This window comes from Thioalkalivibrio sp. ALJ4 (genome assembly GCF_000377225.1).
GTDB lineage: Bacteria > Pseudomonadota > Gammaproteobacteria > Ectothiorhodospirales > Ectothiorhodospiraceae > Thioalkalivibrio.
Genome location: NZ_KB897917.1, coordinates 943988 through 967986, shown reverse-complemented (window position 1 = coordinate 967986; position 23999 = coordinate 943988). Strand labels below are relative to the sequence as shown.

At 66.4% G+C, this 23999-nt stretch carries 21 protein-coding genes, 1 tRNA gene and 1 other RNA gene; 1 reads left to right on the top strand and 22 read right to left on the bottom strand.

The window, feature by feature from the left end:
* Nucleotides 1-41 precede the first annotated feature (41 nt).
* From trxA to aceE, 12 genes are all read right to left on the bottom strand, one after another.
* Entirely contained in the window at nucleotides 42-425 is a 384-nt protein-coding gene (trxA, locus tag C936_RS0104555; RefSeq protein WP_012981775.1) for a thioredoxin, read from the bottom strand.
* A gap of 56 nt (nucleotides 426-481) precedes the next feature.
* Nucleotides 482-1090 carry an LON peptidase substrate-binding domain-containing protein gene (locus C936_RS0104550; RefSeq protein WP_012981774.1) on the bottom strand — a complete coding sequence of 203 codons (609 nt, stop codon included), beginning with the start codon at nucleotides 1088-1090 and terminating at the stop codon, nucleotides 482-484.
* Nucleotides 1087-1725 carry a flavin prenyltransferase UbiX gene (locus C936_RS0104545; RefSeq protein ID WP_012981773.1) on the bottom strand — a complete coding sequence of 213 codons (639 nt, stop codon included), beginning with the start codon at nucleotides 1723-1725 and terminating at the stop codon, nucleotides 1087-1089. Before C936_RS0104545 ends, C936_RS0104550 begins: the two co-directional genes overlap by 4 nt.
* The gene (mpl, locus tag C936_RS0104540) at nucleotides 1722-3125 is read right to left on the bottom strand and encodes a UDP-N-acetylmuramate:L-alanyl-gamma-D-glutamyl-meso-diaminopimelate ligase (protein WP_018175354.1); all 1404 of its coding nucleotides are present in this window, start codon (nucleotides 3123-3125) and stop codon (nucleotides 1722-1724) included. Before mpl ends, C936_RS0104545 begins: the two co-directional genes overlap by 4 nt.
* Nucleotides 3125-3634 (bottom strand): hypothetical protein, encoded by a 510-nt coding sequence (locus C936_RS0104535; RefSeq protein WP_018137769.1) that lies wholly within the window; start codon nucleotides 3632-3634, stop codon nucleotides 3125-3127. Before C936_RS0104535 ends, mpl begins: the two co-directional genes overlap by 1 nt.
* Entirely contained in the window at nucleotides 3631-4416 is a 786-nt protein-coding gene (locus tag C936_RS0104530) for a VacJ family lipoprotein (protein ID WP_038038428.1), read from the bottom strand. Before C936_RS0104530 ends, C936_RS0104535 begins: the two co-directional genes overlap by 4 nt.
* A 347-nt stretch (nucleotides 4417-4763) precedes the next feature.
* Nucleotides 4764-6767, bottom strand: a complete 2004-nt coding sequence (locus C936_RS0104525; RefSeq protein WP_018862875.1) for a diguanylate cyclase — start codon at nucleotides 6765-6767, stop codon at nucleotides 4764-4766.
* 1 nt (nucleotide 6768) lies between these two features.
* Nucleotides 6769-7992, bottom strand: a complete 1224-nt coding sequence (locus C936_RS0104520) for an argininosuccinate synthase (protein ID WP_018175352.1) — start codon at nucleotides 7990-7992, stop codon at nucleotides 6769-6771.
* Between the two features lie 58 nt (nucleotides 7993-8050).
* The gene (locus C936_RS0104515; protein ID WP_018175351.1) at nucleotides 8051-9019 is read right to left on the bottom strand and encodes an OmpA family protein; all 969 of its coding nucleotides are present in this window, start codon (nucleotides 9017-9019) and stop codon (nucleotides 8051-8053) included.
* Between the two features lie 4 nt (nucleotides 9020-9023).
* Nucleotides 9024-10808: a dihydrolipoyl dehydrogenase gene (lpdA, locus tag C936_RS0104510; RefSeq protein WP_018175350.1), complete on the bottom strand. Its 1785-nt coding sequence runs from the start codon at nucleotides 10806-10808 to the stop codon at nucleotides 9024-9026.
* 16 nt (nucleotides 10809-10824) lie between these two features.
* A complete protein-coding gene (aceF, locus tag C936_RS0104505; protein WP_081616829.1) occupies nucleotides 10825-12267 on the bottom strand; it encodes a dihydrolipoyllysine-residue acetyltransferase in 1443 nt (480 codons plus the stop codon).
* Nucleotides 12179-14842 carry a pyruvate dehydrogenase (acetyl-transferring), homodimeric type gene (gene aceE / locus C936_RS0104500; RefSeq protein WP_018175348.1) on the bottom strand — a complete coding sequence of 888 codons (2664 nt, stop codon included), beginning with the start codon at nucleotides 14840-14842 and terminating at the stop codon, nucleotides 12179-12181. Before aceE ends, aceF begins: the two co-directional genes overlap by 89 nt.
* A gap of 274 nt (nucleotides 14843-15116) precedes the next feature.
* On the opposite strand from aceE, the gene rnt reads away from it, so the two are divergent.
* Entirely contained in the window at nucleotides 15117-15803 is a 687-nt protein-coding gene (gene rnt, locus C936_RS0104495; protein ID WP_018137626.1) for a ribonuclease T, read from the top strand.
* Nucleotides 15804-16031: 228 nt separating this feature from the next.
* On the opposite strand, the gene grxD is transcribed toward rnt, so the two are convergent.
* The 10 genes from grxD to C936_RS0104445 all read right to left on the bottom strand — a co-directional run bounded on the left by grxD (nucleotide 16032) and on the right by C936_RS0104445 (nucleotide 23772).
* The gene (gene grxD / locus C936_RS0104490; protein ID WP_018875229.1) at nucleotides 16032-16361 is read right to left on the bottom strand and encodes a Grx4 family monothiol glutaredoxin; all 330 of its coding nucleotides are present in this window, start codon (nucleotides 16359-16361) and stop codon (nucleotides 16032-16034) included.
* 82 nt (nucleotides 16362-16443) lie between these two features.
* Nucleotides 16444-17538, bottom strand: a complete 1095-nt coding sequence (gene ychF, locus C936_RS0104485; protein WP_018175347.1) for a redox-regulated ATPase YchF — start codon at nucleotides 17536-17538, stop codon at nucleotides 16444-16446.
* Entirely contained in the window at nucleotides 17535-18146 is a 612-nt protein-coding gene (gene pth / locus C936_RS0104480; protein ID WP_018175346.1) for an aminoacyl-tRNA hydrolase, read from the bottom strand. Before pth ends, ychF begins: the two co-directional genes overlap by 4 nt.
* A 32-nt stretch (nucleotides 18147-18178) precedes the next feature.
* Nucleotides 18179-18883: a 50S ribosomal protein L25/general stress protein Ctc gene (locus C936_RS0104475; RefSeq protein ID WP_018175345.1), complete on the bottom strand. Its 705-nt coding sequence runs from the start codon at nucleotides 18881-18883 to the stop codon at nucleotides 18179-18181.
* A 107-nt stretch (nucleotides 18884-18990) separates the two neighbouring features.
* Entirely contained in the window at nucleotides 18991-19947 is a 957-nt protein-coding gene (locus C936_RS0104470; protein ID WP_026182170.1) for a ribose-phosphate diphosphokinase, read from the bottom strand.
* Between the two features lie 130 nt (nucleotides 19948-20077).
* Nucleotides 20078-20202, bottom strand: a non-coding RNA gene (locus C936_RS14515) — RtT sRNA.
* Between the two features lie 33 nt (nucleotides 20203-20235).
* Nucleotides 20236-20310, bottom strand: a tRNA-Gln gene (locus tag C936_RS0104465).
* A 206-nt stretch (nucleotides 20311-20516) separates the two neighbouring features.
* Nucleotides 20517-21407: a 4-(cytidine 5'-diphospho)-2-C-methyl-D-erythritol kinase gene (gene ispE, locus C936_RS14510; protein ID WP_018137946.1), complete on the bottom strand. Its 891-nt coding sequence runs from the start codon at nucleotides 21405-21407 to the stop codon at nucleotides 20517-20519.
* Nucleotides 21404-22009 carry a lipoprotein insertase outer membrane protein LolB gene (gene lolB / locus C936_RS0104450; RefSeq protein ID WP_038038431.1) on the bottom strand — a complete coding sequence of 202 codons (606 nt, stop codon included), beginning with the start codon at nucleotides 22007-22009 and terminating at the stop codon, nucleotides 21404-21406. The genes ispE and lolB overlap by 4 nt, the downstream gene beginning before the upstream one ends.
* 44 nt (nucleotides 22010-22053) lie before the next feature.
* Nucleotides 22054-23772 carry a tetratricopeptide repeat protein gene (locus tag C936_RS0104445; protein ID WP_018175343.1) on the bottom strand — a complete coding sequence of 573 codons (1719 nt, stop codon included), beginning with the start codon at nucleotides 23770-23772 and terminating at the stop codon, nucleotides 22054-22056.
* Nucleotides 23773-23999 lie beyond the last annotated feature (227 nt).

The window sequence follows — 23999 nt, the reverse complement described above, 5'->3', positions numbered from 1 at the left end:
GGGCGCTCGTTTAGGACTATAGGTTTCGCGTCAGAAGGTAATCAGGCCTGGCCAGCCTGCTGCTCCTGCTGCTGGCGTTCGACGTCGGCACGCACCTGGTCCATGTCCAGCTCGCGCACCTTGCCCAGCACCTCGTCCAGTTGCCCGGCGGACAGCACGCCCGGCTGGGAGAAGACAATGATCTGCTCGCGGAAGATCATCAGCGTCGGGATGGAACGGATCTGGAACGCCCCGGCGATCCCCTGTTCCTCGTCGGTGTTCACCTTGGCGAAGACGACGTCGGAATGCTGCTCGGAGGCCGCCTCGAAGGTCGGGGCGAACTGCTGACACGGGCCGCACCAGGGGGCCCAGAAGTCCAGAATGACAATGTTGTTGCCGGTGATCGTGGATTCGAACGTATCCTGCGTGAGTTCCTGAACGGCCATGATGGCGGGCTCCAATGAAAGTGTGTGCGAAACCTTAACAGCCCCGCCGCAGGGTTTCAGGATTTCGATGCCGCGAGCATGGCCGCTCGCAGGCGCTCCAGGCGCTCGATCGGGTCGTCCGCCTCCAGCAGCTGCTGCTTGATCTCGAGATCGATCGGCAGCAGCTCCGTCAGCCGTCCGACCACCCAGGAGGAATCGTCAAAACGACGCTCCAGGTGTGACCAGGGCGTGCCGAGCTGGTCCAGCAGCCGCTCGAGCAGATCCGCCAGTGAGGCATAGTCCACCGGCAGGCTGACATCGGGGCGCTCCTGCAAAGGCTCGACCTCCGCCAGCCAGAGGCCGTCCTCGGCGCGGCGCGGGTTGTGAAGCTGGTGGCGACGCTCGCCCTTGACGAGGATCCCGAGCAGGCCGTCCGGCCGCTGGTCCCAGTCGACGATCGCGACCTCGGTCCCGATCGGGTGGAAGCCGACGGACGGGTCCGTCTCCGCCTCCGGACGGGGCGCACCGGACTCGGTGTCCGGCTCGATCGCGACGATCACGAAGCGGTCATCCTCGCGCAGGCAGCGGCGCACCATGTCGAGATAGCGCGTCTCGAAGATCCGCAGCGGCAGCAGCCCCTCCGGAAACAGCACGGTATTCAGCGGGAACAGTGGCAGAGTTGTCATGCCGGGCCCTCCGGCGGCAACGACGCCTCGCCCCAGCGCGGGCCCAGGGCATGTTCGATGTCCAGATGGTCCAGTACTCGCGCCACCATGAAATCAACCAGATCGTCGATGGATTGCGGCCGATGATAAAAGGCCGGGTTGGCCGGCATGACCACCGCACCCATGCGCGCCAGGCGCAGCATGTTCTCCAGGTGGATCTCGGAGAACGGCGTCTCGCGTACCACCAGCACCAGCCTGCGCCGCTCCTTGAGCACCACATCCGCCGCGCGTTCGATCAGCCCGCGCGAGGCCCCGGTCGCGATGGCCGATACGGTCGCCGTAGTGCAGGGGCAGACCACCATCGCCTCAGGCACCGCCGAGCCGCTGGCCACCGGTGCGGTCCACTGCTCCGGGCCATAGCAGCGGATCTGTCCATCGGCAGCCCCATGACGCTCGGCGAAAAAGCGAGCGATCTCGGCCGGACGCCCGGGTACGTCGAGATCAGTCTCCAGCCCCAGCACCACTTGTGCCGGTTTCGACAGCATCAGATGCACCTGCACCCCCGCCTGCACCAGGCACTCCAGCAAGCGCAGCCCGTAGGGCGCGCCGGAGGCACCGGTCAGGGCCAGGGCGATCGAACGCGGCTTTCCACTCATGCGGGGGTCCCCGAGGGTTCACGTGACTGCAACCCGGCGATCAGGCGCTGGTGCAGGCCATCGAAACCACCATTGCTCATAATGACCAGCGTATCGCCGGGGCGCGCCGTGGCAAGAATCCCCTGCAACAGGGATTCGATCTCGCGCGCCACCGACAGCCGACCGCCGAGCTTTCGCTGCAGACCCTCGGTGGACCAGTCGATCTCCGGGGCATGATAAAGATGCACTGCGTCCGCGCGCTCCAGGGCGGCCCCCAGTGCGTCGGCATGCACCCCCATGCGCATGGTGTTGGAACGCGGCTCCAGCACCGCGATCAGGCGTCCGCCGGGGGCGACGCGGCCGCGCAGGCCCTCGAGGGTCAGGCGGATCGCGGTCGGGTGATGGGCGAAGTCGTCGATTACGCGGATCCCGTCGATCTCGGCGCGCAACTCCTGGCGCCGCCGCACACCGCGGAAGGCCGGCAGGGCCGCGATCCCCGCGGCCAGCGGTACCCCGGCATGGCGGGCCGCCCCGAGCGCGGCCAGGGCATTGGAAAGATTGTGCTGCCCCGTCATCTCCCAGGCCACGCGCCCCTGGGCCACCCCGTTGGCCAGCACCTCGAACTCCGAGGCATCGTCATTCAAAGGCCGCGCCACCAGGGACACCGTATCCCCGGTGTACGGGTCGGTGGTGATGCGCTCCACCGGCGTCCAGCAGCCCATCTCCAGCACGCGCTCCAGCGCGGCATCACCTGCGGGCGCCAGGATCAGGCCCTGGCCGGGGATGGTACGAACCAGGTGATGGAACTGACGCTCGATCGCGGCCAGGTCCGGGTAGATGTCTGCGTGGTCGAACTCGAGGTTATTCAGGACCAGCGTGCGCGGCCGGTAGTGGACGAACTTGGCGCGCTTGTCGAAGAAGGCGGAGTCGTACTCGTCCGCCTCGATCACGAAGAACGGGGTCTCGCCCATCCGCGCGCTGACGCCAAAGTTTCCGGGCACGCCCCCGATCAGGAATCCCGGACTCAGCCCGGCATGTTCCAGGATCCAGGCCAGCAGGCTGGCGGTCGTCGTCTTGCCGTGGGTACCGGCCACCGCCAGCACCCAGCGATCATGCAGCACATGCTCGGCCAGCCACTGCGGGCCGGAGGTGTAGGACAGGCCGCGATCGAGCAGGGCCTCGATGACCGGCATACCGCGGGTCATCACGTTGCCGACCACGACCGGCCCTTGCTCCGGCAGGGTCGCCGGGTCATGCCCCTCGTGGTAGTGGATACCGGCCTGCTCCAGCTGTTCGCTCATCGGCGGGTACAGCTTCTGGTCGGATCCGGTGACCTCGTAGCCGCGCGCCCGGGCAAGCTGGGCCAGCCCGCCCATAAAGGTCCCGCCAATACCGAGGATATGCAGCTGGCCCGTGCTCACTACAGCGCTCCCAGGGCCACCTGGGTGATCACACTGGAGACCACCACATACCCCAGCGCAATCAGCATGCCGACAAAGCGGCTGCCTAGCTCCAGGGCCTGTTGCAGGATGTGCCCGAACACCAGCAGCAGCCAGCCCACCAGCGTCAGCAGGGCCAGCAGGGCCCCGGTGGAGACCTCCTCCGGGTCGGTCGGGGCATCGATCAGCATCAACAAGGCCATCAGCAGGCCCAGAAGGGCCCCGGTGCCGGCCATTGCGGTAAAGGTCTGCAGCCAGCGGTCAGGCACACCCCCCATGCGCAGCACCACGACGATAAACATATACAGCACGGCGAGATCGAGCACATTCAGGACCAGGGCCTGGCCCGTGCCGTACATCGGGATGCCGACCGCCATGCCCGTGACCAGGGCAATCCCGAGCCAGAAGATCAGCGTAGCGTTATCGGGCGGCAGGTCCTGCGGGCCACTGCGCAGACGCAGGATGTCCAGCATCGTCCAGAGGCTGTTCAATCCATGTCCTCCTCGGCTTCCATCGCCTCCAGGGCCTCGAGCTCGTCGAGTTCATCCAGCATCTCGGTTGCGCGCTCGTCCGACGCCCCGCGCACCAGGAAGTCGCGGCGCTGCAGATAGGCCTCGCGCATGGCGATGTATCGATCGTCGGAGATCTGCGCCAGCATACGCTCGGTCGGTATCAGTCCGGCGCGCATATCAACCACATCCAGCGCGATCAGGCCCACCCACCAACCGGTGTGATCGGTGCGCAGGTTTGTGTGATAGAGGGGGCTGGTATAGCCGTCAACCAGACGCGCCGGGGCATCGCGCGCGGTACTGGGCCCCAGGAGCGGCAGCTGCAGGTACGGGCCACGTGCCACGCCCCAGGCACCCAGGGTCTGACCGAAGTCCTCGTTGTTCTTCTCGAGGCCCATGGGAGTCGCGACATCGATCAGGCCGAGCAGACCGAAGGTCGTATTGAACATGATGCGCCCGGTATCCGAGGCGGCGTTGTCCAGGTTGCCCTGCAACAGGTTGTTGAACAGGACCGTGAAGTCATTAAGGTTGGAGAAAAAATTGCCTACCCCGGTCTGGACGGGCTGCGGCAGCCGCCGATACTGGACCGCGGCCGGGCGCAGCAGGGCCTGGTCAAAGTCGTCGTTGATCTCGAACACCACCCGGTTGTACGACTCCCAGGGGTCGTCCGGATGACGATCTTCGCTGGGCACGGTCGCACAGCCGGAAAGCGTCAGTACCATCAGGGCCGCCAACCCCATGCGTAAACGGGAAACAACCGACATACGATTCCTTTTTCGCTGCGCCCGACCTCGGGAAACACGGATCAATGTACACGCTCGCGCTCGAGTCGCTTTTGCGTGCGAACAAGGCGCGGTGACCGCCGTGCAGTCATTCTGCACAAGGGGGCCGCAACGCCGTACGCGCGCCCGTTTTTGATAACAACGGGCAGCCGAGCCCCTGCATTGAATGATTTGCGGGGTTGGCACCCCAGGTGCCCCGATCCTGCGTTGCGCCCCGCATTCATCAAAAACGGGCGGGTAGAACCACTACCCGCTACGCACCACGCCTTGTCTCGGAAAACCTGGGGTGCCAACGCGAGTGTGTACATTAATCTGTGTTTCCCTAGGCGTCAGGAACCGGTAATGGGGTGAATATCCGCCTTGCGGGCCAGACCAACCTGGCCCCGCCCCTCGTTCTTGGCGGTGTAACAAGCGCGATCGGCGGCCACGAAGGCCGCATCCACACTCGGCAGCGTCTCGCCCAGTTGCACCACACCCACCGAGGCCCCAATGGTGACGTCCCGCGCCTCGACCTGCAACGGCCGGTCGCCCAACGCACTGCAGATCCGCTGCCCCAGGACCCGCGCCTGCTCGGCATCGGTCTCGTACGCGATCACCGCAAACTCGTCGCCCCCGATCCGGGACACGGCATCGCGCGATCGCGTCAGCTGCCGCAGGATCGTCGCCACCCGGCGCAGAAGCTCGTCGCCTACCCGGTGGCCATGGCGATCGTTCACGGCCTTGAAGTAGTCCAGATCCACCAGCAGCAGGCTCGCCACCGACGAGTATTCCCGGGCATTGTCCATCGCGCGCTGCATCTCGCGCTCGAATGCGCGCCGGTTCAAGAGACCGGTGAGCGGATCGTGACTCGCTTCATGCACCAGCCGATCCACCAGCTCGCGCTCCTCGGAGATATCGGCCAGCACGAGCAGGGTGCGCACCGAACTGCCCGCCACCGGATCCAGCGCTGTGCGGTCGATGCGCACGATCCGTTCGTGGCCGCTGGGCGTCACCAAGCGTGCCTCGGTATGCTCGCCCAGATGTTTGGCGAGCGGCTGGGATCGGTCTGCACCCAGCGGCCGATCGGTCCCCATCTCGCGCAGGTCCAGGACCTGATCCAGGCTGCACCCCAGTGCCTGCAGACGGACCAGCCCCGCCATCTGCTCGGCCGCGGGGTTCATATAGACGATCCCGCCACGGGCATCCAGCGTAATCACCGCGTTCGGGATCGCGCCCATCGCCCGGCGCAGGTTGTGCCCGGCGATGCGCATACGGGCATGTACCCGCAGCACGTACAGGAGGATCGCCGCGATACCTGCCGCCAGGACGGCGAGTAACGCCGCCAGGTTGTCGCGCGCCCATCGCAGCACGGCGAACGGCTCGGGGGCGTAAAGCCCCACGCCCAGGTCGTACATCAGGCCCTGCACGTCCTCGTAGGAACGCGGCGCGGCCCAGCCCGTAATCCCGACCGCCTGGCTCACCGGGTGCTCGGCATCCAGCGCCAGAAGGGCGCGCAGCACTGCCTGAGCGATATCCACATCGAGATCGCCGCGCATCGCCAGCGGCCACTCCGGGTACAGACGGGTCGAGGTCCGGTAGGGGAAGCGGGGCACGGCCCGCTCGCCGATCAGACGCACTTGCTCGACCCGTGGGTCGCCCTGCTCGCGCAGGTCTTCGAGGATCCCGGTGCGAAAGGTCGCGGCATCCACCTCGCCCGCCAGCAGCAGATCCAGTCCCCGGGAAACCGGGAAGCCCGTGAATACCACGCGATCCAGATCGGTCTCGACATCCAGCCCGGCGGCCTCGAGTTCCCGCCAGGCCATCCACCAGCCGCCAAAGCCGTCGGGGTGGACCGCGGAGACCCGCTGCCCGACCAGGTCGCTCAGCTCGACCAGGTCCGTGCGGTCCTCGCGCGCGATGATCACAGCCCCAAAACGGTCTTCCTCGCGCCCGACCTCGGCCGGGAGCATGGTCGCGATACGGGAGATGCCGTGACGCTGCTCCAGCATCACGTAGGAGCCGGGGTTGGTCAGGACCAGGTCAAAGCGACCCTCGGCCGCCCCCGCCTGCAGGGCATCATTGTCGACCGGCACCAGGCGGACCTGAATGGCCTCCAGCGCCTGCTCCAGGTACTCGGCGAAAGGCGTCCACTGTTCGCGCGCGGCATCCTCGCCCCGGTGCGCCAGCACCGCGAGGATCAGCTCGCGCTCGGCCACCCCGGCCTTCGCACCGGCCGGCGTTGCCAGCAGCGCGCCAAAGACCAGCCCCCACAGCAGAACGACACCTCCGAGACCGCCCCTGCCGAACCAGGACAGGCAACCAGACGATCGCCGGAGGCACGCACGCGGGCTCATCTCATGTGGGCTTCCGATTGCGGCTGGCGGCGATGCGCAGGCGCAGTGCGTTCAGGCGAATGAAACCCTCGGCGTCCTTCTGGTCATAGGCGCCGGCATCGTCCTCGAAGGTAGCAATCGCGTCGTCGAACAGGGTGTCCTCGGAGCGGCGGCCGGCGACGATCACGTTGCCCTTGTACAGACGCAGGCGCACCTCGCCGTTGACCACACCCTGGGTGTCATCGATCGCGGCCTGCAGCATGCGCCGCTCCGGACTCCACCAGTATCCGTTGTAGATCAGGCTGGCGTAGCGCGGCATCAGCTCGTCCTTCAGGTGCGCGGCCTCGCGATCCAGGGTGATCGACTCCAGCGCCCGGCGCGCCTTGAGCAGGATGCTGCCGCCCGGGGTCTCGTAGCAGCCGCGCGACTTCATGCCGACATAGCGGTTCTCGACGATATCGAGACGGCCGACGCCGTGGGCCCCGCCGCGTTCGTTGAGCTTCGCGAGCAGCTCGGCCGCGCTCATACGCTCGCCATTGATCGAGACCGGGTCGCCCTTCTCGAAACCGATGGTCAGCGTCTCGGATTCGTCCGGTGCCGCCTCCGGGGAGACCGACCAGCGCCACATGTCTTCCTCGGCCTCGGTCCACGGGTCTTCCAGCGGGCCGCCCTCGTAGGAGATGTGCAGCAGGTTGGCATCCATGGAGTACGGCGACTTCGTGCCCTTCTTGGCGTAGTCCACCGGGATGTTGTGCTGCTCGGCGTAGGCCATCAGGCGTTCGCGCGAGTTCAGGTCCCACTCGCGCCAGGGGGCGATCACCTGGATGCCCGGCTTCAGCGCATAGGCCCCGAGCTCGAAGCGGACCTGGTCGTTGCCCTTGCCGGTCGCGCCATGGGCGATGGCGTCGGCGCGGGTCTCCTCGGCGATCTCCACCATCCGGCGCGCGATCAGCGGCCGCGCAATCGAGGTGCCCAGCAGGTACTCGCCCTCGTAGATCGTGTTCGCGCGGAACATCGGGAACACGTAGTCCCGCACGAAGGTCTCGCGCAGATCCTCGATGTAGATCTGCTTGACCCCCAGGGCCTCGGCCTTGGCGCGGGCCGGCTCAACCTCCTCGCCCTGGCCCAGATCGGCGGTGAAGGTGATCACCTCGCAGCCGTACTGATCCTCCAGCCACTTGAGGATCACGGAGGTATCCAGGCCACCGGAATAGGCCAGCACGACACGGGAAATCTTCGAACTCATGGGAATACCAATCCTTCTTTCTTCTTGAGAGTTATAGTCGTTTTTGTGACGGGCTTCACTACCAGCCCGCGGAGGCCGGGGCGCCCCGGGGAGACTCCGGCGCCGCCCGCGGCTCGGCCGGGGGCAGCTCGCGGCCGGCGTCAACAGCGGTTTCCGCAACGGAAGATGGTCTGGCTGCGGCGTCCGCGCCACCCAGCCACCAGATATCCACCCGGCGCGAACCCTCGCGCTCGCCGTCCGCGTCCGGGTCGACACCACCGGCCTCGACCGTCAATCCATCGCCCGGCACACCCGCCTCCACCAGCGCCGCGCGCACCGCCTCTGCGCGCTGGCGACTCAGACGCTCGTTAACCTCGCGCGAGCCTTCGGCGTCGGTCAGGCCGACCAGGCGCACCCGTGGGCCTTCTACTGTGCGCAGGGTCTCGGCCGCACGGGCGACGGTCTCGCGCCCTCTGGAATCCAGTTCGCGGCTGCCGGTTGCGAAGTACACCGACCAGCGATCCAGCGCCCCGACATCCGGGCCCTCGGCCCCGGTGTAGCAGGCCTCGAAGGCCCCGGCACGCTGGGCAAAACGGATGCCGCGAAAATGCACCGCGTCCTCGGCACCGGGGAAATCGATCCGCACGTCATGCCCCACCAGAAGGCGGGCCTGGAGCGCCTGAACATGCGCGTCCGGAACCCGGAAACGATCGGGTCGTTCGGCCCGCAACTCGAGATCCAGGGGCGACTTCGGACTCGCCCCAAGCCACTCCGGGGCCCCGGTGCGCAATCGCGCGGTGGCGCCCTCGGGCATTGCGTAGGGGGCAAGCCAGAAGGCGCGAAGCGCCAGGCCTGGCTGGGTCTCGAAGCGCAGCGTACCGCCGTGGCGAACGCCCTGCTCGATGCGGCAGGCATCGTCCAGTTCGATCACCTGCCAGTCGCTGCGCTCCAGCGATTCACGGTGAGGCACGACCCCCGCCTGAGCCACCCCGTGCGCCAGCCACAGTCCCCCGAAAACCAGGAGAGCAAGACGGCGCAGCACGGACACGAAACTAGCGACTCTTGGGCGGCAGGATATCGGTGATCGAACCGTGCGCGACCTCGGCGGCGAAGGCCACCGTCTCGCTCAGGGTCGGGTGCGGATGCACGGTCAGACCAATGTCTTCCATCTCCGCCCCCATCTCCAGCGCCAGCATCGCCTCGCCGATCAGGTCGCCGGCGGACGGGCCCACCAGGCCCGCACCGATCACCCGGCCATCGGCGTCGAACAGCAGCTTGGTCATGCCGTCCTCGGCACCCAGCGCAATTGCGCGGCCGGAGGCGGCCCAGGGGAACACGCCCTTGGTGTACTCGATGCCGTCGGCCTTGGCCTGCTCCTCGGTCACGCCCATCCAGGCGACCTCCGGATGGGTGTAGGCCACCGACGGGATCGCGCGGGCGTCGAAGTGCACCTTGTGCCCGGCGATCACCTCGGCCGCGACCTTGCCCTCGTGGGTGGCCTTGTGCGCCAGCATCGGCTGACCGACGACGTCGCCGATGGCGAAGATGTGCTCGACGTTGGTGCGCTGCTGGCTGTCGACCTCGATAAAGCCGCGCTCGGTCACCTGCACGCCCGCCGCCTCGGCCTTGATCTTCGCCCCGTTCGGGCTGCGCCCCACGGCGACCAGCACACGGTCAAAGGTGTCTTCTTCCGGCAGGCCCTTGGCCTCGCCCTCGAACTGGCAGACGATCCCGGCCTTGGTGGCCTTGGCCCCGTTCACCTTGCTCTTGAGGAAAATATTCTCGAAGCGCTTTTTCGCACGCTTCTCGAACGGGCGCACGATGTCGCGGTCCGCGCCCGGCATCAGGGTATCGGACAGCTCGACCACCGTGACCTTGCTGCCCAGCGACTCGTATACACAGGCCATCTCGAGGCCGATGATGCCGCCGCCGACCACCAGCAAGCGCTCGGGGATCTCGGCGAGATCGAGGGCATCGGTGGAATCCATCACCCGCTCGTCGTCCCAGGGGAAGCCGGGCAGCTTGATCGCCTGCGAGCCGACCGCGATGATCGCGTGTTCGAAGCCGATCACTTCACGGCCATCATCGCCCTCCACGGCGATACTGTTGGCGCCGACGAACTCGCCCGTGCCCTGCACCACGCGCACCTTGCGCTGCTTGCACAGCTGCTTGAGCCCGCCGGTCAGCTTCTTGACCGTCTTGTCCTTGTAGCCCCGCAGGCCGTCGAGATCGATCTCCGGCTCGCCGAACTTGATGCCCAGCGCGGCAAAGCGCTCAGCCTCGTGCAGCACCTCGCCGGCGTGCAGCAGCGCCTTGGACGGGATACAGCCGACGTTCAGGCAGACCCCGCCGATCTGCGGGTAGCGCTCGACCATCACCACGTCGAGCCCCAGGTCCGCGGCGCGGAAGGCGGCGGTATAGCCGCCGGGGCCGGAGCCCAGCACCAGGACCTGGCACTGGCTGTCGGTATTCAGGTCGGCGGCCGCCTTGGGTGCCGCCTTCTGCGGCTCACTCGCGGCGCCCGATTCCACCTTGGCGGATTCGGTCTTCTCGCCACCGGATGCGGGGGCGTCATCGCTTCCGCCCGCAGCCTCGCCACTGGCCTCAAGATCGAGGAGCTTGCTGCCCTGGGAGACCTTGTCCCCGACCTTCACATGCAGCTTCTTCACGGTGCCGGCCTCTGGGGCGGGCACGTCGATGGTCGCCTTGTCGGACTCCAGCGTGATCAGCGGGTCCTCCGGTGCGATCTCGCTGCCCGGCTGTACCAGGACCTCGATGATCTCGACGTCCTTGAAATCCCCGATATCCGGGACCTCGATGGTCTTGGTCTGGCTCATGACAAAGCTCCGGTCGTTACAGCAGCATGCGGCGCATGTCGGACAGCAATGCGCTCAGCGTGGTGGCAAAACGGGCGCCCAGCGCGCCATCGATCACCCGGTGATCGTAGGACAGCGCCAGCGGCAGGATCAGGCGCGGCTCGAACTCCTTGCCGTTCCAGACCGGCTTCATACTGGAGCGCGACACGCCCAGGATCGCGACCTCGGGGGCATTCACGATCGGCGTGAACTGGGTGCCGCCGATCCCGCCGAGGCTGGAGATGGTCAGGCAGCCGCCCTGCATGTCCGCGGGCTTGAGCTTCTTGTCGCGGGCACGCTGGGACAGGTCCATCAGCTCGGAGGCGATGTCGACCAGGCTCTTGCGATCCACATCGCGCACCACCGGGACGACCAGACCGTCCGGCGTATCGACCGCGATGCCGAGGTTGTAGTACTGCTTCAGGATCAGGTTCTCGCCGGTCGCATCCAGCGAGGCGTTGAAGCGCGGGTACTGCTTGAGCGCGGAGACCACCGCCTTCATCAGGAACGGCAGGAAGGTAACCTTCACGCCCTTCTTCTCGTACTCGGCCTTCAGCGACTTGCGGAAGTCCTCGAGCTCGGTGATGTCGGCCTCGTCGAACTGGGTCACGTGCGGGACAGTGACCCAGTTGCGATGCAGGTTCTTGCCGGTGAGCTTGTTGATCTTCGACAGCGGCTGGGTCTCGATCGGACCGAACTCGGAGAAGTCAATCTCCGGCATCGGCTCGACCCCCAGGCCGCCGCCGGCGCCCTGGCTCAGCGCGCGCTTGACGAAGCCCTGCACGTCCTCGCGCAGGATGCGCCCCTTGCGCCCGGAACCCTCGACCTTGCTCAGGTCCACGCCCAGTTCGCGCGCGAACTTGCGCACCACCGGCGAGGCGTGGGCCTTGCGGAAGGCCAATTCGTCGCGGATGTGCTCGGTCGGCGACGGCCGCGGATCGGCCCGGTCGGCGGCCGTCGATGCCGGGGATGGCTGCGGCTTCTCGGCCGCGGGAGCCGGCTCGGCCGGGGCATCCGTGGAAGACGGCGCTTCCTGCTTCGGCGCCTCGTCCTTGGTAGGGGTGTCCTCGGCGGCGCCCTCGTCGGAGGGCTCCAGCTCCAGGATCGGGTCGCCCTGATTCACGCGGTCGCCGGCCTTCACCTTCAGCGCCTTCACGGTGCCGCCCTGCGGGGCCGGGATCTCGATGGAGGCCTTGTCGGACTCCAGCGTGATCAGCGGATCCTCGGGGGCCACGGTGTCGCCGGGGCTGACGATGACCTCGATGATCTCGACGTCCTTGAAGTCGCCGATATCCGGGACGTGCACAGTAGTCGTGTTGCTCATGTCTGCTCCTGCCTCGGGTCCGGCGGCCTCAGGCCTGCAAGGGGTTGGGCCGTTCGACGTCGATCTTGTACTTCTTGATCGCGTCGGAGACGGTCTTGACCTCGACGGTCCCGTTATCGGCCAAGGCCTTCAGGGCCGTGACCGCGATGTGGTAACGATCCACCTCGAAGTGGCGGCGCAGCGCGGCACGGGTATCCGAGCGACCGAAGCCGTCGGTCCCCAGCACGCGGTATTCGGCCGGCACGAAGGCACGGATCTGGTCGGCATAGGCCTGCACGTAGTCGGTCGCGGCGATTACCGGATCCTCCGAGCCACCCAGACATTCCTCCACCCAGGACTTGCGCGGCTTGGCCTCCGGATGCAGCCGCGCATGGCGCTCGACATCGCGGCCGTCGCGGGCCAGCTCGTTGAAGCTGGTCGCGCTCCAGACCTCGGCGGCGACGCCGAAGTCCTTATCCAGCAGTTCGGCGGCGGCAATGGCCTCGCGCAGGATGGTGCCGGAACCCAGCAGGCGCACCTTCTTCTTTTTGCGCCCCCCCGCCTGGAAGCGATACAAACCGCGACGGATGCCCTCTTCGGCACCCTTCGGCATGGCCGGCTGCGGGTAGTTCTCGTTCATCACGGTGATGTAGTAGAAGACGCTCTCCTGCTCCGCGTACATGCGGCGCATGCCATCCTGCACGATCACCGCCAGCTCAAAGGCGAAGGTCGGGTCGTAGGCGATGCAGTTGGGCACGTTGGCGGCCATCATCAGGCTGTGACCGTCGTCGTGCTGCAGGCCCTCGCCGGCCAGCGTGGTGCGTCCGGCGGTCGCCCCCATCAGGAAGCCACGGGCACGCATGTCGCCGGCGGCCCAGATCAGGTCGCCAATGCGCTGGAAGCCGAACATCGAATAGAAGATGTAGAACGGCACCATCGCCACGCCATGGGTGGAGTAGGAGGTGGCCGCCGCGATCCAGGAGGACATGGAACCGGCCTCGTTGATCCCCTCTTCGAGGATCTGGCCCTTCTTGTCCTCCTTGTAATACATCACCTGGTCCTTGTCCTGCGGCTCGTAGAGCTGACCGACCGAGGAGTAGATTCCCAGCTGGCGGAACAGCCCTTCCATGCCGAAGGTACGCGCCTCGTCGGGCACGATCGGGACGATGTTCTTGCCGATCTTCTTGTCGCGGGCAAGCAGGGTCAGCAGACGCACGAAGGCCATGGTGGTGGACATCTCGCGCTCGCCGGAGGCCTCCAGCAGGCCGTTGAAGGCGTCCAGCCCCGGGATCTCCAGCGGGGTGGCCAGCGGGCGGCGCACCGGCAGATAGCCGCCCAGGTCCTTGCGCCGCTCGTGCATGTACTTCATTTCTTCGGAGTCGGGGTCCGGCTTGATGTACTCGGCCTTCTCCACCTGCTCGTCGGACAGCGGGATGTTGAAGCGGTCGCGGAACTGCTTCATGTCGTCCGCGTCCATCTTCTTCTGGCTGTGGGTACGGTTCTGGGCCTCGCCCGCCGACCCCATGCCGTAGCCCTTCACGGTGTGCGCGAGGATCACGGTCGGCTGCCCCTTGTGCTCCGCGGCCTCCTTGTAGGCTGCATAGACCTTGACCGGGTCATGGCCACCGCGATTCAGGCGCCAGATGTCCTCGTCGGACATATTGGCCACCATGCGCTTGAGCTCGGGGTACTTGCCGAAGAAGTGCTCGCGCACGTAGGCGCCATCGCGCGACTTGTAGTTCTGGTAGTCGCCGTCGACCGCCTCCATCATGCGTTTCTGCAGCAGGCCGTCAGTGTCCTTCGCCAGCAGCGGGTCCCAGTAGCGGCCCCACAGCACCTTGACCACGTTCCACCCGGCTCCGCGGAAGATCGCCTCCAGCTCCTGGACGATCTTGCCGTTGCCGCGGACCGGGCCGTCCAGGCGCTGCAGGTTGCAGTTCACCACCCAGGTCAGGTTGTCCAGCTTCTCGCGCGAGGCCAGCGTGATTGCCCCCAGGGTCTCCGGCTCGTCCACCTCGCCGTCACCGACAAAGCTCCAGACGCGGCGGTTCTCGGTCTGCGCCAGGCCGCGATCCTGCAGATAGCGCATGAAACGCGCCTGGTAGATGCTCATGATCGGGCCCAGACCCATGGACACGGTCGGGAACTGCCAGAAGTCCGGCATCAGCCAGGGATGCGGGTAGGAGGACAGGCCCTTGCCGTCCACCTCGCGGCGGAAGTGGTCCAGCTGCTCCTCGGTCAGGCGGCCTTCCATGAACGCGCGGGCATAGATCCCCGGCGAGGAGTGCCCCTGGGCAAACAGCAGGTCGCCGCCATGATCGTGCGACGGGGCGTGCCAGAAGTGATTAAAGCCGACATCATAGAGCGTAGCGGCAGATGCGAAGGTCGCGATATGCCCGCCCAGCTCGGCCGATACGCGGTTGGCCTTGACCACCATCGCCATCGCATTCCAGCGGATATAGGAGCGGATGCGGTGCTCCACCGCACCGTCGCCCGGATACTCCGGCTCCAGGTGCGTGGGGATGGTGTTCACGTAGGCCGTGTTGGCCGAATACGGGAGATAGGCCCCGCTGCGGCGCGCCTTGTCGACCAGACGTTCCAGCAGGGCGTGCGCCCGTTCGGGGCCGTCGGTCTCCAGCACGGAGGCCAGGGCGTCAATCCACTCCTGGGTCTCCTGCGGGTCGATATCGTGTTCGGTCGCGTTCGGGTCCATGCGTCTACCCCTGAAAACGGGTTGGGAATCAGGATGCCATCACGGCTCCAGGCCACCGGGCGGGCGGGCATTTGCTACCATGCGCCGGTGTTGGGCGGGCATAAAAGGCGCAAGTATCCCGACTGAGCCGCCAACAGGTCAAGCGAAAGCCGCCTATGGCGCCGATCTTCGGGAAAATCTGCGGGAAAAGCCGCAAACATCACGAAAGCCCACGCTCTCGCCGCCAACACCCGCGAATACCGCCCGCCGACCCCATTCAGGACCGAGCACACCGATGGCCGAACCCGTCCAGCTGGACCCGCAACACCGCCCCATGGCAAACCGATTTCGCGGCTTCCTGCCCGTTGTGGTAGATGTCGAGACGGGAGGCTTCGATTGTCGGCGACATGCCCTTTTGCAGGTCGCGGCCGTGTTCCTGCGCCGCGACGAAAACGACCATCTGGTGCGCGACCGCACCGTGAGCCTGCACGTGCGCCCCTATGAGGGGTCGGAGATGGATCCAAAGTCGCTGGAGGTGAACGGGATCGACCCCTACCACCCGCTGCGCGCGGCCTACCCCGAAGATCAGGCCATGGGCCGGCTGTTCAGCGAGGTCCGACGGGAGGTGAAGATCAACCACTGCAAGCGGGCGATCCTGGTCGGGCACAACGCACACTTTGATCTCGGCTTCGTGCATACCGCCGCCGAGCGCTGCGGGATCAAGCGCAACCCGTTCCACCCGTTTTCCAGCCTGGATACCGTGTCCCTGGCCGCACTGGCGTTCGGCCAGACGGTGCTGGCACGGGCGGCCGATGCCGCGGGGCTGGGATGGGATACGGAAGCCGCTCACAGCGCGGCATTTGATGCGGAAAAGACAGCGGATATTTTCTGCCAGATCGCGAACCGCTGGCAGGACGGGGTCGGGGTCCCGCAGAACGCCCTGCGCCTGCCCGACCCGGAAGAGCTGCCGCCGGGGAGCTGACCCCGACCCGGGGTAACACCCACAGATCGCCATGCCCCTGCGAGGCTCGCGATGACACAACCGCAACCCCGTCATTGCGAACCCCGCAGGGGGTGAAGCAATCGCCCGACATTTCGGCGGCGGCAGGGCCCGGGGGCTACGTCAGGAGATCGCCACGGCCCCTGGCGGGGCCTCGCGATGACGGTTTTGGGGTGTGCGACAGCCCTTCGGGCTGACGCACCAGGAGTTCTAACTCGCCGCGCGCTTGGCGTGGGCCTCTTCGACCGCCTTCTTCAGCTCACCGCTTTCGAACATCTCAAGGGTGATGTCGCAGCCACCGATCAGCTCGCCATCCACATAGACCTGCGGGAAGGTCGGCCAGTCGGCGAAGCGCGGCAGGTTCTGCATGACCTCCTGGTCAGCGATCACGTTCACGTAGGCGAACTCCTGCTCGCAGCGCTTGAGCGCCTCGACCGCGCGGCTGGAGAAGCCACACATCGGGAACTGCGGGGTGCCCTTCATGAAGATCACCACCGGATTGTCTTCCACCTGCTGGCGGATGCGGTCCATTACGTCCATCGAAGTACTCCCAAAGATTCGGTGCAAAACAGGGCGAGGCACCAGCGGCACCACACCCGATAATCAATTCGCAGTGTAACGCTCAGACATTGAAGCGGAAATGTACCACGTCGCCTTCGTGCATTAGGTATTCCTTGCCTTCCAGGCGCCATTTCCCGGCGTCCTTCGCACCCTGCTCGCCATTGTTCGCGACGAAGTCGTCATACCCCACCACTTCGGCACGGATGAAACCGCGCTCGAAATCGGTGTGGATCGCACCCGCGGCCTGCGGCGCAGTGGAACCCCGACGCACGGTCCAGGCTCGCACTTCTTTCTCGCCGGCGGTAAAGAAGGTCTGCAGGTCCAGAAGCCGGTAGGCGGTACGGATCACCCGATCCAGCCCCGGCTCCTCGAGCCCGAGATCGGCCAGGAATTCGGCCCGCTCCTCCGGATCCAGCACGGCGATCTCGGCCTCGATGGCCGCACAGACGCTGACCACCTCGGCGCCCTCCTCGGTCGCCTTGGCCTGCACCGCCTCGACCATCGCGTTGCCGCCGGCCAGCGAGGCCTCGTCGACGTTGGCGATATACATCAGCGGCTTGATCGTCAGCAGATGCAGGTCATAGAGCAGGCGCCGCTCGTCCTCGTCCAGGTCCTGGGCCCGCGCCGGAATCCCCTGATCCAGGCCGGCCGCGACTTTTTCGGCCGCCTTCAGCTGCGCGATGGCCGTCTTGTCCTGCGATTTCGCCGCTCGCGCCAGTCGGGTCAGCGCCTTGCTGGCGGTCTCGAGGTCCGCCAGCATCAACTCGGTGCTGATCGTCTCGATATCGGCCAGTGGATCAACCTTGCCGGCCACGTGCACGATGTCGTCGTCCTCGAAACAGCGCACCACCTGGGCGATCGCATCCGTCTCGCGGATGTGAGCCAGGAACTTGTTGCCCAGCCCCTCGCCCTGCGCGGCACCGGCCACCAGACCCGCGATATCAACGAACTCCACCGTGGTGGCCAGCGTACGCTCGGGCTTCACGATCTCGGTGAGCCGCGCCAGGCGCGGATCCGGCACCTCCACCACACCCACGTTCGGGTCGATGGTGCAGAACGGGTAGTTCTCCGCGGCGATCTCCGCGCGGGTCAGGGCATTGAACAGGGTCGACTTGCCGACGTTCGGCAGGCCGACGATCCCGCACTTCAGACTCATGGGGTTTCCTCGGATGTTGCGCGGGCCGCCTTCGACCCGCCGCCATGCAGATTACGTACAGCCTCGTCCCAGCGCCCGGCAATCAGCGCCGGCACCTGGTCCAGCGCGGCATCGATGGCATCCTCGATCGCACGGGCATCGTCCCGACCAGGCCGGTCCAGCACGAACGGGACGACGTCGTCACGATGCCCGGGGTGACCGATACCCAGGCGCAGCCGGGCATAGTTCGGCCCACCCATATGGCGATGCAGGTCGCGCAGACCATTGTGGCCACCGTGCCCGCCGCCCATCTTCAGGCGCGCGACACCGGGGTCCAGGTCGAGCTCGTCATGCACCACGAGAATCTCTTCAGGGGCAATACGATAGAAATCCGCGCACTTGCGCACCGGGAGACCGCTCTTGTTCATGAAACTCATGGGCTTGAACAGCCAGCAGTCGCCCTCGGGCAGAGTCAGCCGCGCCACCTCGCCATCGAAGCGGCCCTCGCTGCGAAATTCGGTGGAATGACGACGAGCCAGGGCATCCACAAACCAGAAGCCCGCGTTATGCCGGGTCTCGGCATAACGCGGGCCCGGATTGCCCAGCCCGACGATCAGGCGAATAGCCATGGGTCAGAAGGGCGCAGGAATGGCCGTGAGGCTTATTCCTTGTCCTCGGACTCGCCTTCGTCGCCGGAGGAGGACGCTTCTTCGCCACCCTCGGCCTCGGCACCCTCGGCCTCGGCGGCTTCGACTTCCTCGCCCTCTTCTTCTTCGGCCTTCGCGGCACGCGGGAGCAGGACACTGACCACGGCGTAGTCGTAGTCCTCGCCGTGCATCAGGGCCACACTTTCCACACCCTTCGGCAGTTTCAGCTCGGAGATGTGGATGGTGTCACCGACGTCCATCTCGACCACATCGATATCGATGGACTCGGGCAGGTCGCCCGGCAGGCACTCGACTTCGATGTCGTTCAGCATGCGGCTGACCATGCCACCACCCAGCTTCACGCCCTTGCATTCTTCCTCATTGTGGAAGTGCAGCGGCACGTGCACACGGATCGGCTGGTTCGCCGACACACGCAGCAGGTCCACGTGGTAGATGGTCGGCTTGAACGGATGACGCTGCACGTCGCGCAGGATCGCCTTCTCGCTCTTGCCATCCAGCTTGACCGTCAGGATGTGCGAGTAGAACGCATCATGCTTCAGGTTGTGCACCATCGCGTTGTGGTCGAGGGTGATCGGCTGCGCGTCATTCTCGCCACCGTACAGGATGGCGGGCAGCTTGCCGGCGCGACGCAGGCGGCGGCTCGCACTCGATCCCTGCTCGTCCCGCTTCTCGGCTTCAATGGTAAAACTCATGCTCATCGTTGCTTTCTCCAAATGAACACGCCTCATCCGCGACCAGATGAGGCGTGAAGTTGGGGGACAATCCCCCGAAATCGTGGCGCCAGTAGCGCCTTGCGCCCGAGGCTTCAGTCCACAAACAGCGAACTGACCGATTCCTCGAGATTAATCCGACGAATGGTCTCGGCCAGCATCTCCGCGACCGACAGCTGCCGGATCTTTGCACAGGCCTGGGCATTCGGCTGCAGGGCCAGAGTGTCGGTCACCACCAGCTCGTCCAGCGCCGAACCGTTAATATTATCAATTGCTGCACCAGAAAGCACGGGGTGCGTGGCGTAGGCGCTCACCGACGCCGCACCGTGCGCCTTCAGGGCCTTGGCCGCCTGACACAGCGTGCCGGCGGTATCCACCAGGTCGTCGATGATGATGCAGGACTTGTCGCGCACATCACCGATGATATGCATCACCTCGGACTCGTTCGCACGCGGACGGCGCTTGTCGATGATCGCCAGATCGGCATCATCCAGGCGCTTGGCAATCGCGCGGGCACGCACCACACCGCCAACATCCGGCGAAACCACGGTCAGATTGCCGGAGACATGCCGCCAGACATCGCCCAGCAGCACCGGCGAGGCGTAGATGTTGTCCACCGGGACGTTGAAGAAGCCCTGCACCTGATCCGCGTGCACATCGATAGTCAGCACGCGATCGGCACCGACCGCCTCGATCATGTTCGCGACCACCTTGGCCGAAATCGGCACCCGCGCCGAGCGCACCCGGCGGTCCTGGCGGGCGTAGCCGAAGTACGGGATCACGGTGGTAATGCGACCGGCCGAGGCGCGCCGCAGCGCGTCCACCATGATGACCAGCTCCATGATGTTCTCGTTGGTCGGCTGCCCGGTCGGCTGGATCAGGAACACGTCGCGACCGCGCACGTTCTCCAGGATCTCGACCTGCACCTCGCCGTCGCTGAAGCGGCCCACAATCGCCTTGCCCATCGGCAGGCCCAGGTGCTCGGCAACGCTCTGTGCCAGGCGGGGGTTCGCGTTCCCCGCGAAGACCATCATTCGGCTCTTGTCGACCACGGTTTTTTCCGGTCTGGGTGGTGCGGAGCGGGTGAACGGGTCACCTGGCTCCAAAATAGACCCCGGCGTGGCGCCGGGGCCGGTGGTGTGTGGCGCGGTGGCAATATCCAGCATCACCACCCGCGTTGTATGGCTGGGCCGGCAGGATTACGGCGCTTCGCGCCGCCCTTCGGGCCGCCGCCAATGGCGGCGTTCTCTCGCGGCTATGCCGCTCGAGTCGAACCCGGTTCTCATCCTGCCGGCCCTTTGGCCGGTGCCGCGGCGCCGTGCGCCGCGGGTTTCGTTGTATGGCTGGGCCGGCAGGATTCGAACCTGCGCATGACGGGATCAAAACCCGTTGCCTTACCGCTTGGCTACGGCCCAATTGCTCGTTGTTGCCTGCCCCAACCCTGCCCAGGTTCCGCCTCCGGAACCGATGGCGGATCGGCTGCCGCCGATCCGGGCCGGCAGGATGATGGCGCTGCGCGCCACCCTTCGGGCGCCACCTGCGGTGGCGTGCTCTCGCGGCTGCGCCGCTCGGGTCGAACCTGGCGCATGACGGGATCAAAACCCGTTGCCTTACCGCTTGGCTACGGCCCAATTACTTGTTGTTCGGCACCCTCGGCGGCGGCGCTGCCCGGGAGCCACTGCCGCAGGGGCGACACGTTCGTCAGCGGCGTCACCCAGCTCCGCCAGGGACGGGGCTGTGCGGCCTGCGCCTGGCGGGCAGCCTGCTCGTTCGGGAACATCCCGAAGATACAGCCCCCAGTGCCGCTCAGCCGCGCGCGCTCCGTTTGCCCGCCCATCCAGTCCAGTGCCTCGGCAACGAGTGGATACTGCCGGCGAACCAGCGGCTCGAACACATTACGAAAGCGCGCGGCATCAATTTCGGGCGAAATTGTCTCGGCGGGACAGTCGCGTGTCAATTCCGCTGAGCCAAACATGGGCCCTGTCGCCACCGAAACGCCGGGGTCCACCAGCAGCAACCAGGCCAGATCCGGCTCCAGAGGAACCAGGCGATCCCCGACGCCTTCGGCCCAGGCCGCCCGGCCGCGCACAAAAACCGGCACATCAGCCCCCAGGCCCAATCCAATCGCGGCCAGGTCATCCTCCAACAGCCCGAGATCGAATAGTCGGTTCAGTACGACCAGCGTGGTTGCGGCGTCGGAACTGCCCCCACCCAGGCCACCTCCAATCGGGATGCGCTTGTCGAGATGCACCCGCACCCCAAAGGATGAACCGCTGGCCTCCGCCAGCGCCCGCGCGGCCCGCAGGCACAGGTTGTGACCTCCATCGAGCGCCCCGGCCGACATCTCGAATCGCCCCCGCTCCAGCGGTTCGAAGCGCAGCGAATCCGCCAGCCCGACGAACTGAAACACGCTCTGCAGCTCATGGTAACCATCGGCGCGCCGCCCCGTGATATGCAGAAATCGGTTGATCTTGGCCGGCGCGGGGAAGGCCACATCGAAATCGCCGCTCATCGCGTCGCCATGTGCCAGTTAGCGATGCGCACACGCAGCTCCACGCCCTCGCGCTCGAGGTCCATGCGCACCGGGAGCGCCATGCCGTCAACCTCATCGAACTCGCCGAACTCGATCACCCAGCCGGACTGCTCGATGCGCCGGGGCAAGCCGTCCTCGTCCACCTCGAGATCGTACTCGGCGCCCGGCGCGAGCAGACCCCGCACCCAGTAGCGCATGCCGGACACCGGTATCGCCTCGTTCGTCAGGTAGGCGACCAGAGCATCCGGGTCCTCGGCCTGATACTGCTCGCCGGCTCGCGTGATCAGCACCGCGGGTTGATCCGGGGCCAGCGTCAGACGGCCACCCCCACGTCCCATGGGACCAGACAAGTCGAGGACATGGCGCTCCTGCTGCACGCGCCAATTCAGCTGCGCGGACCAGTATTCCGTCTCGGTGGAGAGCCCCAGACGGGCCGCCAGGCGCCACTCATCAAAGGCCTTCACGACCTCGGCGCGCTCGTCGAAGGCCTGTCGTGCAGCGGGGTCTTCGGTACGAGGCATTGGGGCCGTACAACCGATCAGCACCAGCGCCACGACGACACCTGACACCCAACGGGTCACTCCCGCCCACGAGGGCGCACGGGACTCTGGGGATCCAGACAACATCACTCGAGAAGTTCGTCACGCACCCGCAGCAGGCGCTCGTGATCCGGCTCGCGCTCCAGTGCCGCCTCCAGAATGGAGCGGGCCTCGTCGCGTTCGCCCCGCTCCCAGAGCACCACGGCGAGGTTGCTCGCGATCTCCCCGTCGTCGGAGAGATCGTAGGCGCGGCGCAGGAAGTCCTCGGCCTCGTCGAGGCGCCCGAGGCGATAGAGGACCCAGCCATAACTGTCGATGATCGCCGCGTCGTCGGGCTCCTGCGCGTAGGCCCGCTCGATCAGATCCAGCGCCTCCTCATAGCGGTCGGTGCGATCAGCCAGGGTATAGCCGAGCGCATTCAGCGCGGCGACGTTCTCCGGATCGTTGTCCAGGATCGCGCGGAAATCCGCCTCGGCGGCCTCGATTTCATCCTGGCGCTCGTGCACCAGGCCGCGCATATACAGCAACCGGGTATCGCCGGGGAACTGCACCAGCCCCCGGTTCAGGCGTTCGCGCGCAGCCGTGTACTCGCCCTTTTCACGCAGCAGGTTCGCCTCGCCGAGATAGGCGCGTCGGGCAAGCTCCGTATCCGGGCCCTGCTGCATCTGTTCGAAACGCTCGCGCGCAGCCGACTCGCCCTCGACCTCCAGCGTCATACGCGCCGCACGCAGGCGGGCATCATCGGCGTGGCTGCCGCCCCCGACTCGCTCGTACGCCTGGCGCGCCCCCTCCGGGTCGTCTTCCATCTCGTGCAGCCGCCCCAGGTAGTAGGCGATGTCGTCCTCGCGCTCGCCCAGGGCGTCCAGTCGCTCCAGATAGGTCCGGGCCGGTCCCAGCTGTTCGGCCTCGAGGTTCATCAGCGCCAGGGCCAGCAGCAGCTGCACATCCTCCGGGTCCTGCTCGACCAGGCGGTCCATCTCTTCGCGTGCCATTTCGCGATCATCGTGCTCCGCCAGCATGCGGGCATAGCCAAAACGGGCCTCTCGGCTCTCGGGGTGGCTGGCCACCGTCGTGCGCAGTTCTTCCAGTGCCTCGTCGGACTGCCCCACCTCGTCCAGGGCACGGGCGCGCAACAGACGCAAAGACACGGATTCCGGGAAGCGCTCCACACCCCGAGCGGTCGCCTCCAGCGCCGGCTCGCCGGGCGCGAAGCGCAGTGCGGCCTCTGCAAATACGCGATGGACACCGACGTCGTCCTGACGCTGATCCGTCAGGCTCTCCAGGGCCCCCAGCGCGGCCTCGCGGTTGCGTGTCTGACCGACCACCGCCCCCAGCGCCGCGTAGGGATCTCCACCCTGCACGGTCTGCAGGTCAATCACCGTGCCCATCTGCTCGGCAGCGGGGTCCGGCTGCCCAAGGTCCAGACGCAGCACCGTGGACAGCTGCAGGGCATCCAGGCTCTCCGGTGCCAGCTGGCGCCAGCGCTCGGAAGACTGCAGGGCCTGGTTGCGGTCCTGGGCGAACAGCGCAATGCGGGTGGCCCGTTCGGCGATAGCCGGGTCGTCGCTGAGCAGGGCCGCGGCGCCGTAGTAGCGCGCGGCCTCTTCGTACTGCCCGGAGCGCACAGCAATCTCGCCGACCAGCACACCCAGCATCAGGGCCGCTTCCGGGTCCTGCGCCGGCATGATCGGGAGGATCACGGGGCGATCCACCTCCGGGGCCTCGCCCTCCGAGGCGCCCAGAGGCATGTGGGCGCAGCCCACCAGCACGAGCGCGGCCAGCGCCGCAAAAAGGGGTCGAATCATTTCGGGTCCGATCGGATTACTCCGTTGCATTCTGGGGAGACTCGGATAAGTGCATCACTTAGTTGCATCACTAATGGGACGCCCATCCCGTGCCACGGTTCCAAACCGGCAACCGTGCGGCACACCGGCTGGACACTGTAACGGACGGCACGGGTCGTTACACTACGCGCGTCGCCCTTGGGGAAGCACAAGTATCCTGGGTGACTTGTATGTTTTGGGGGCCTTTT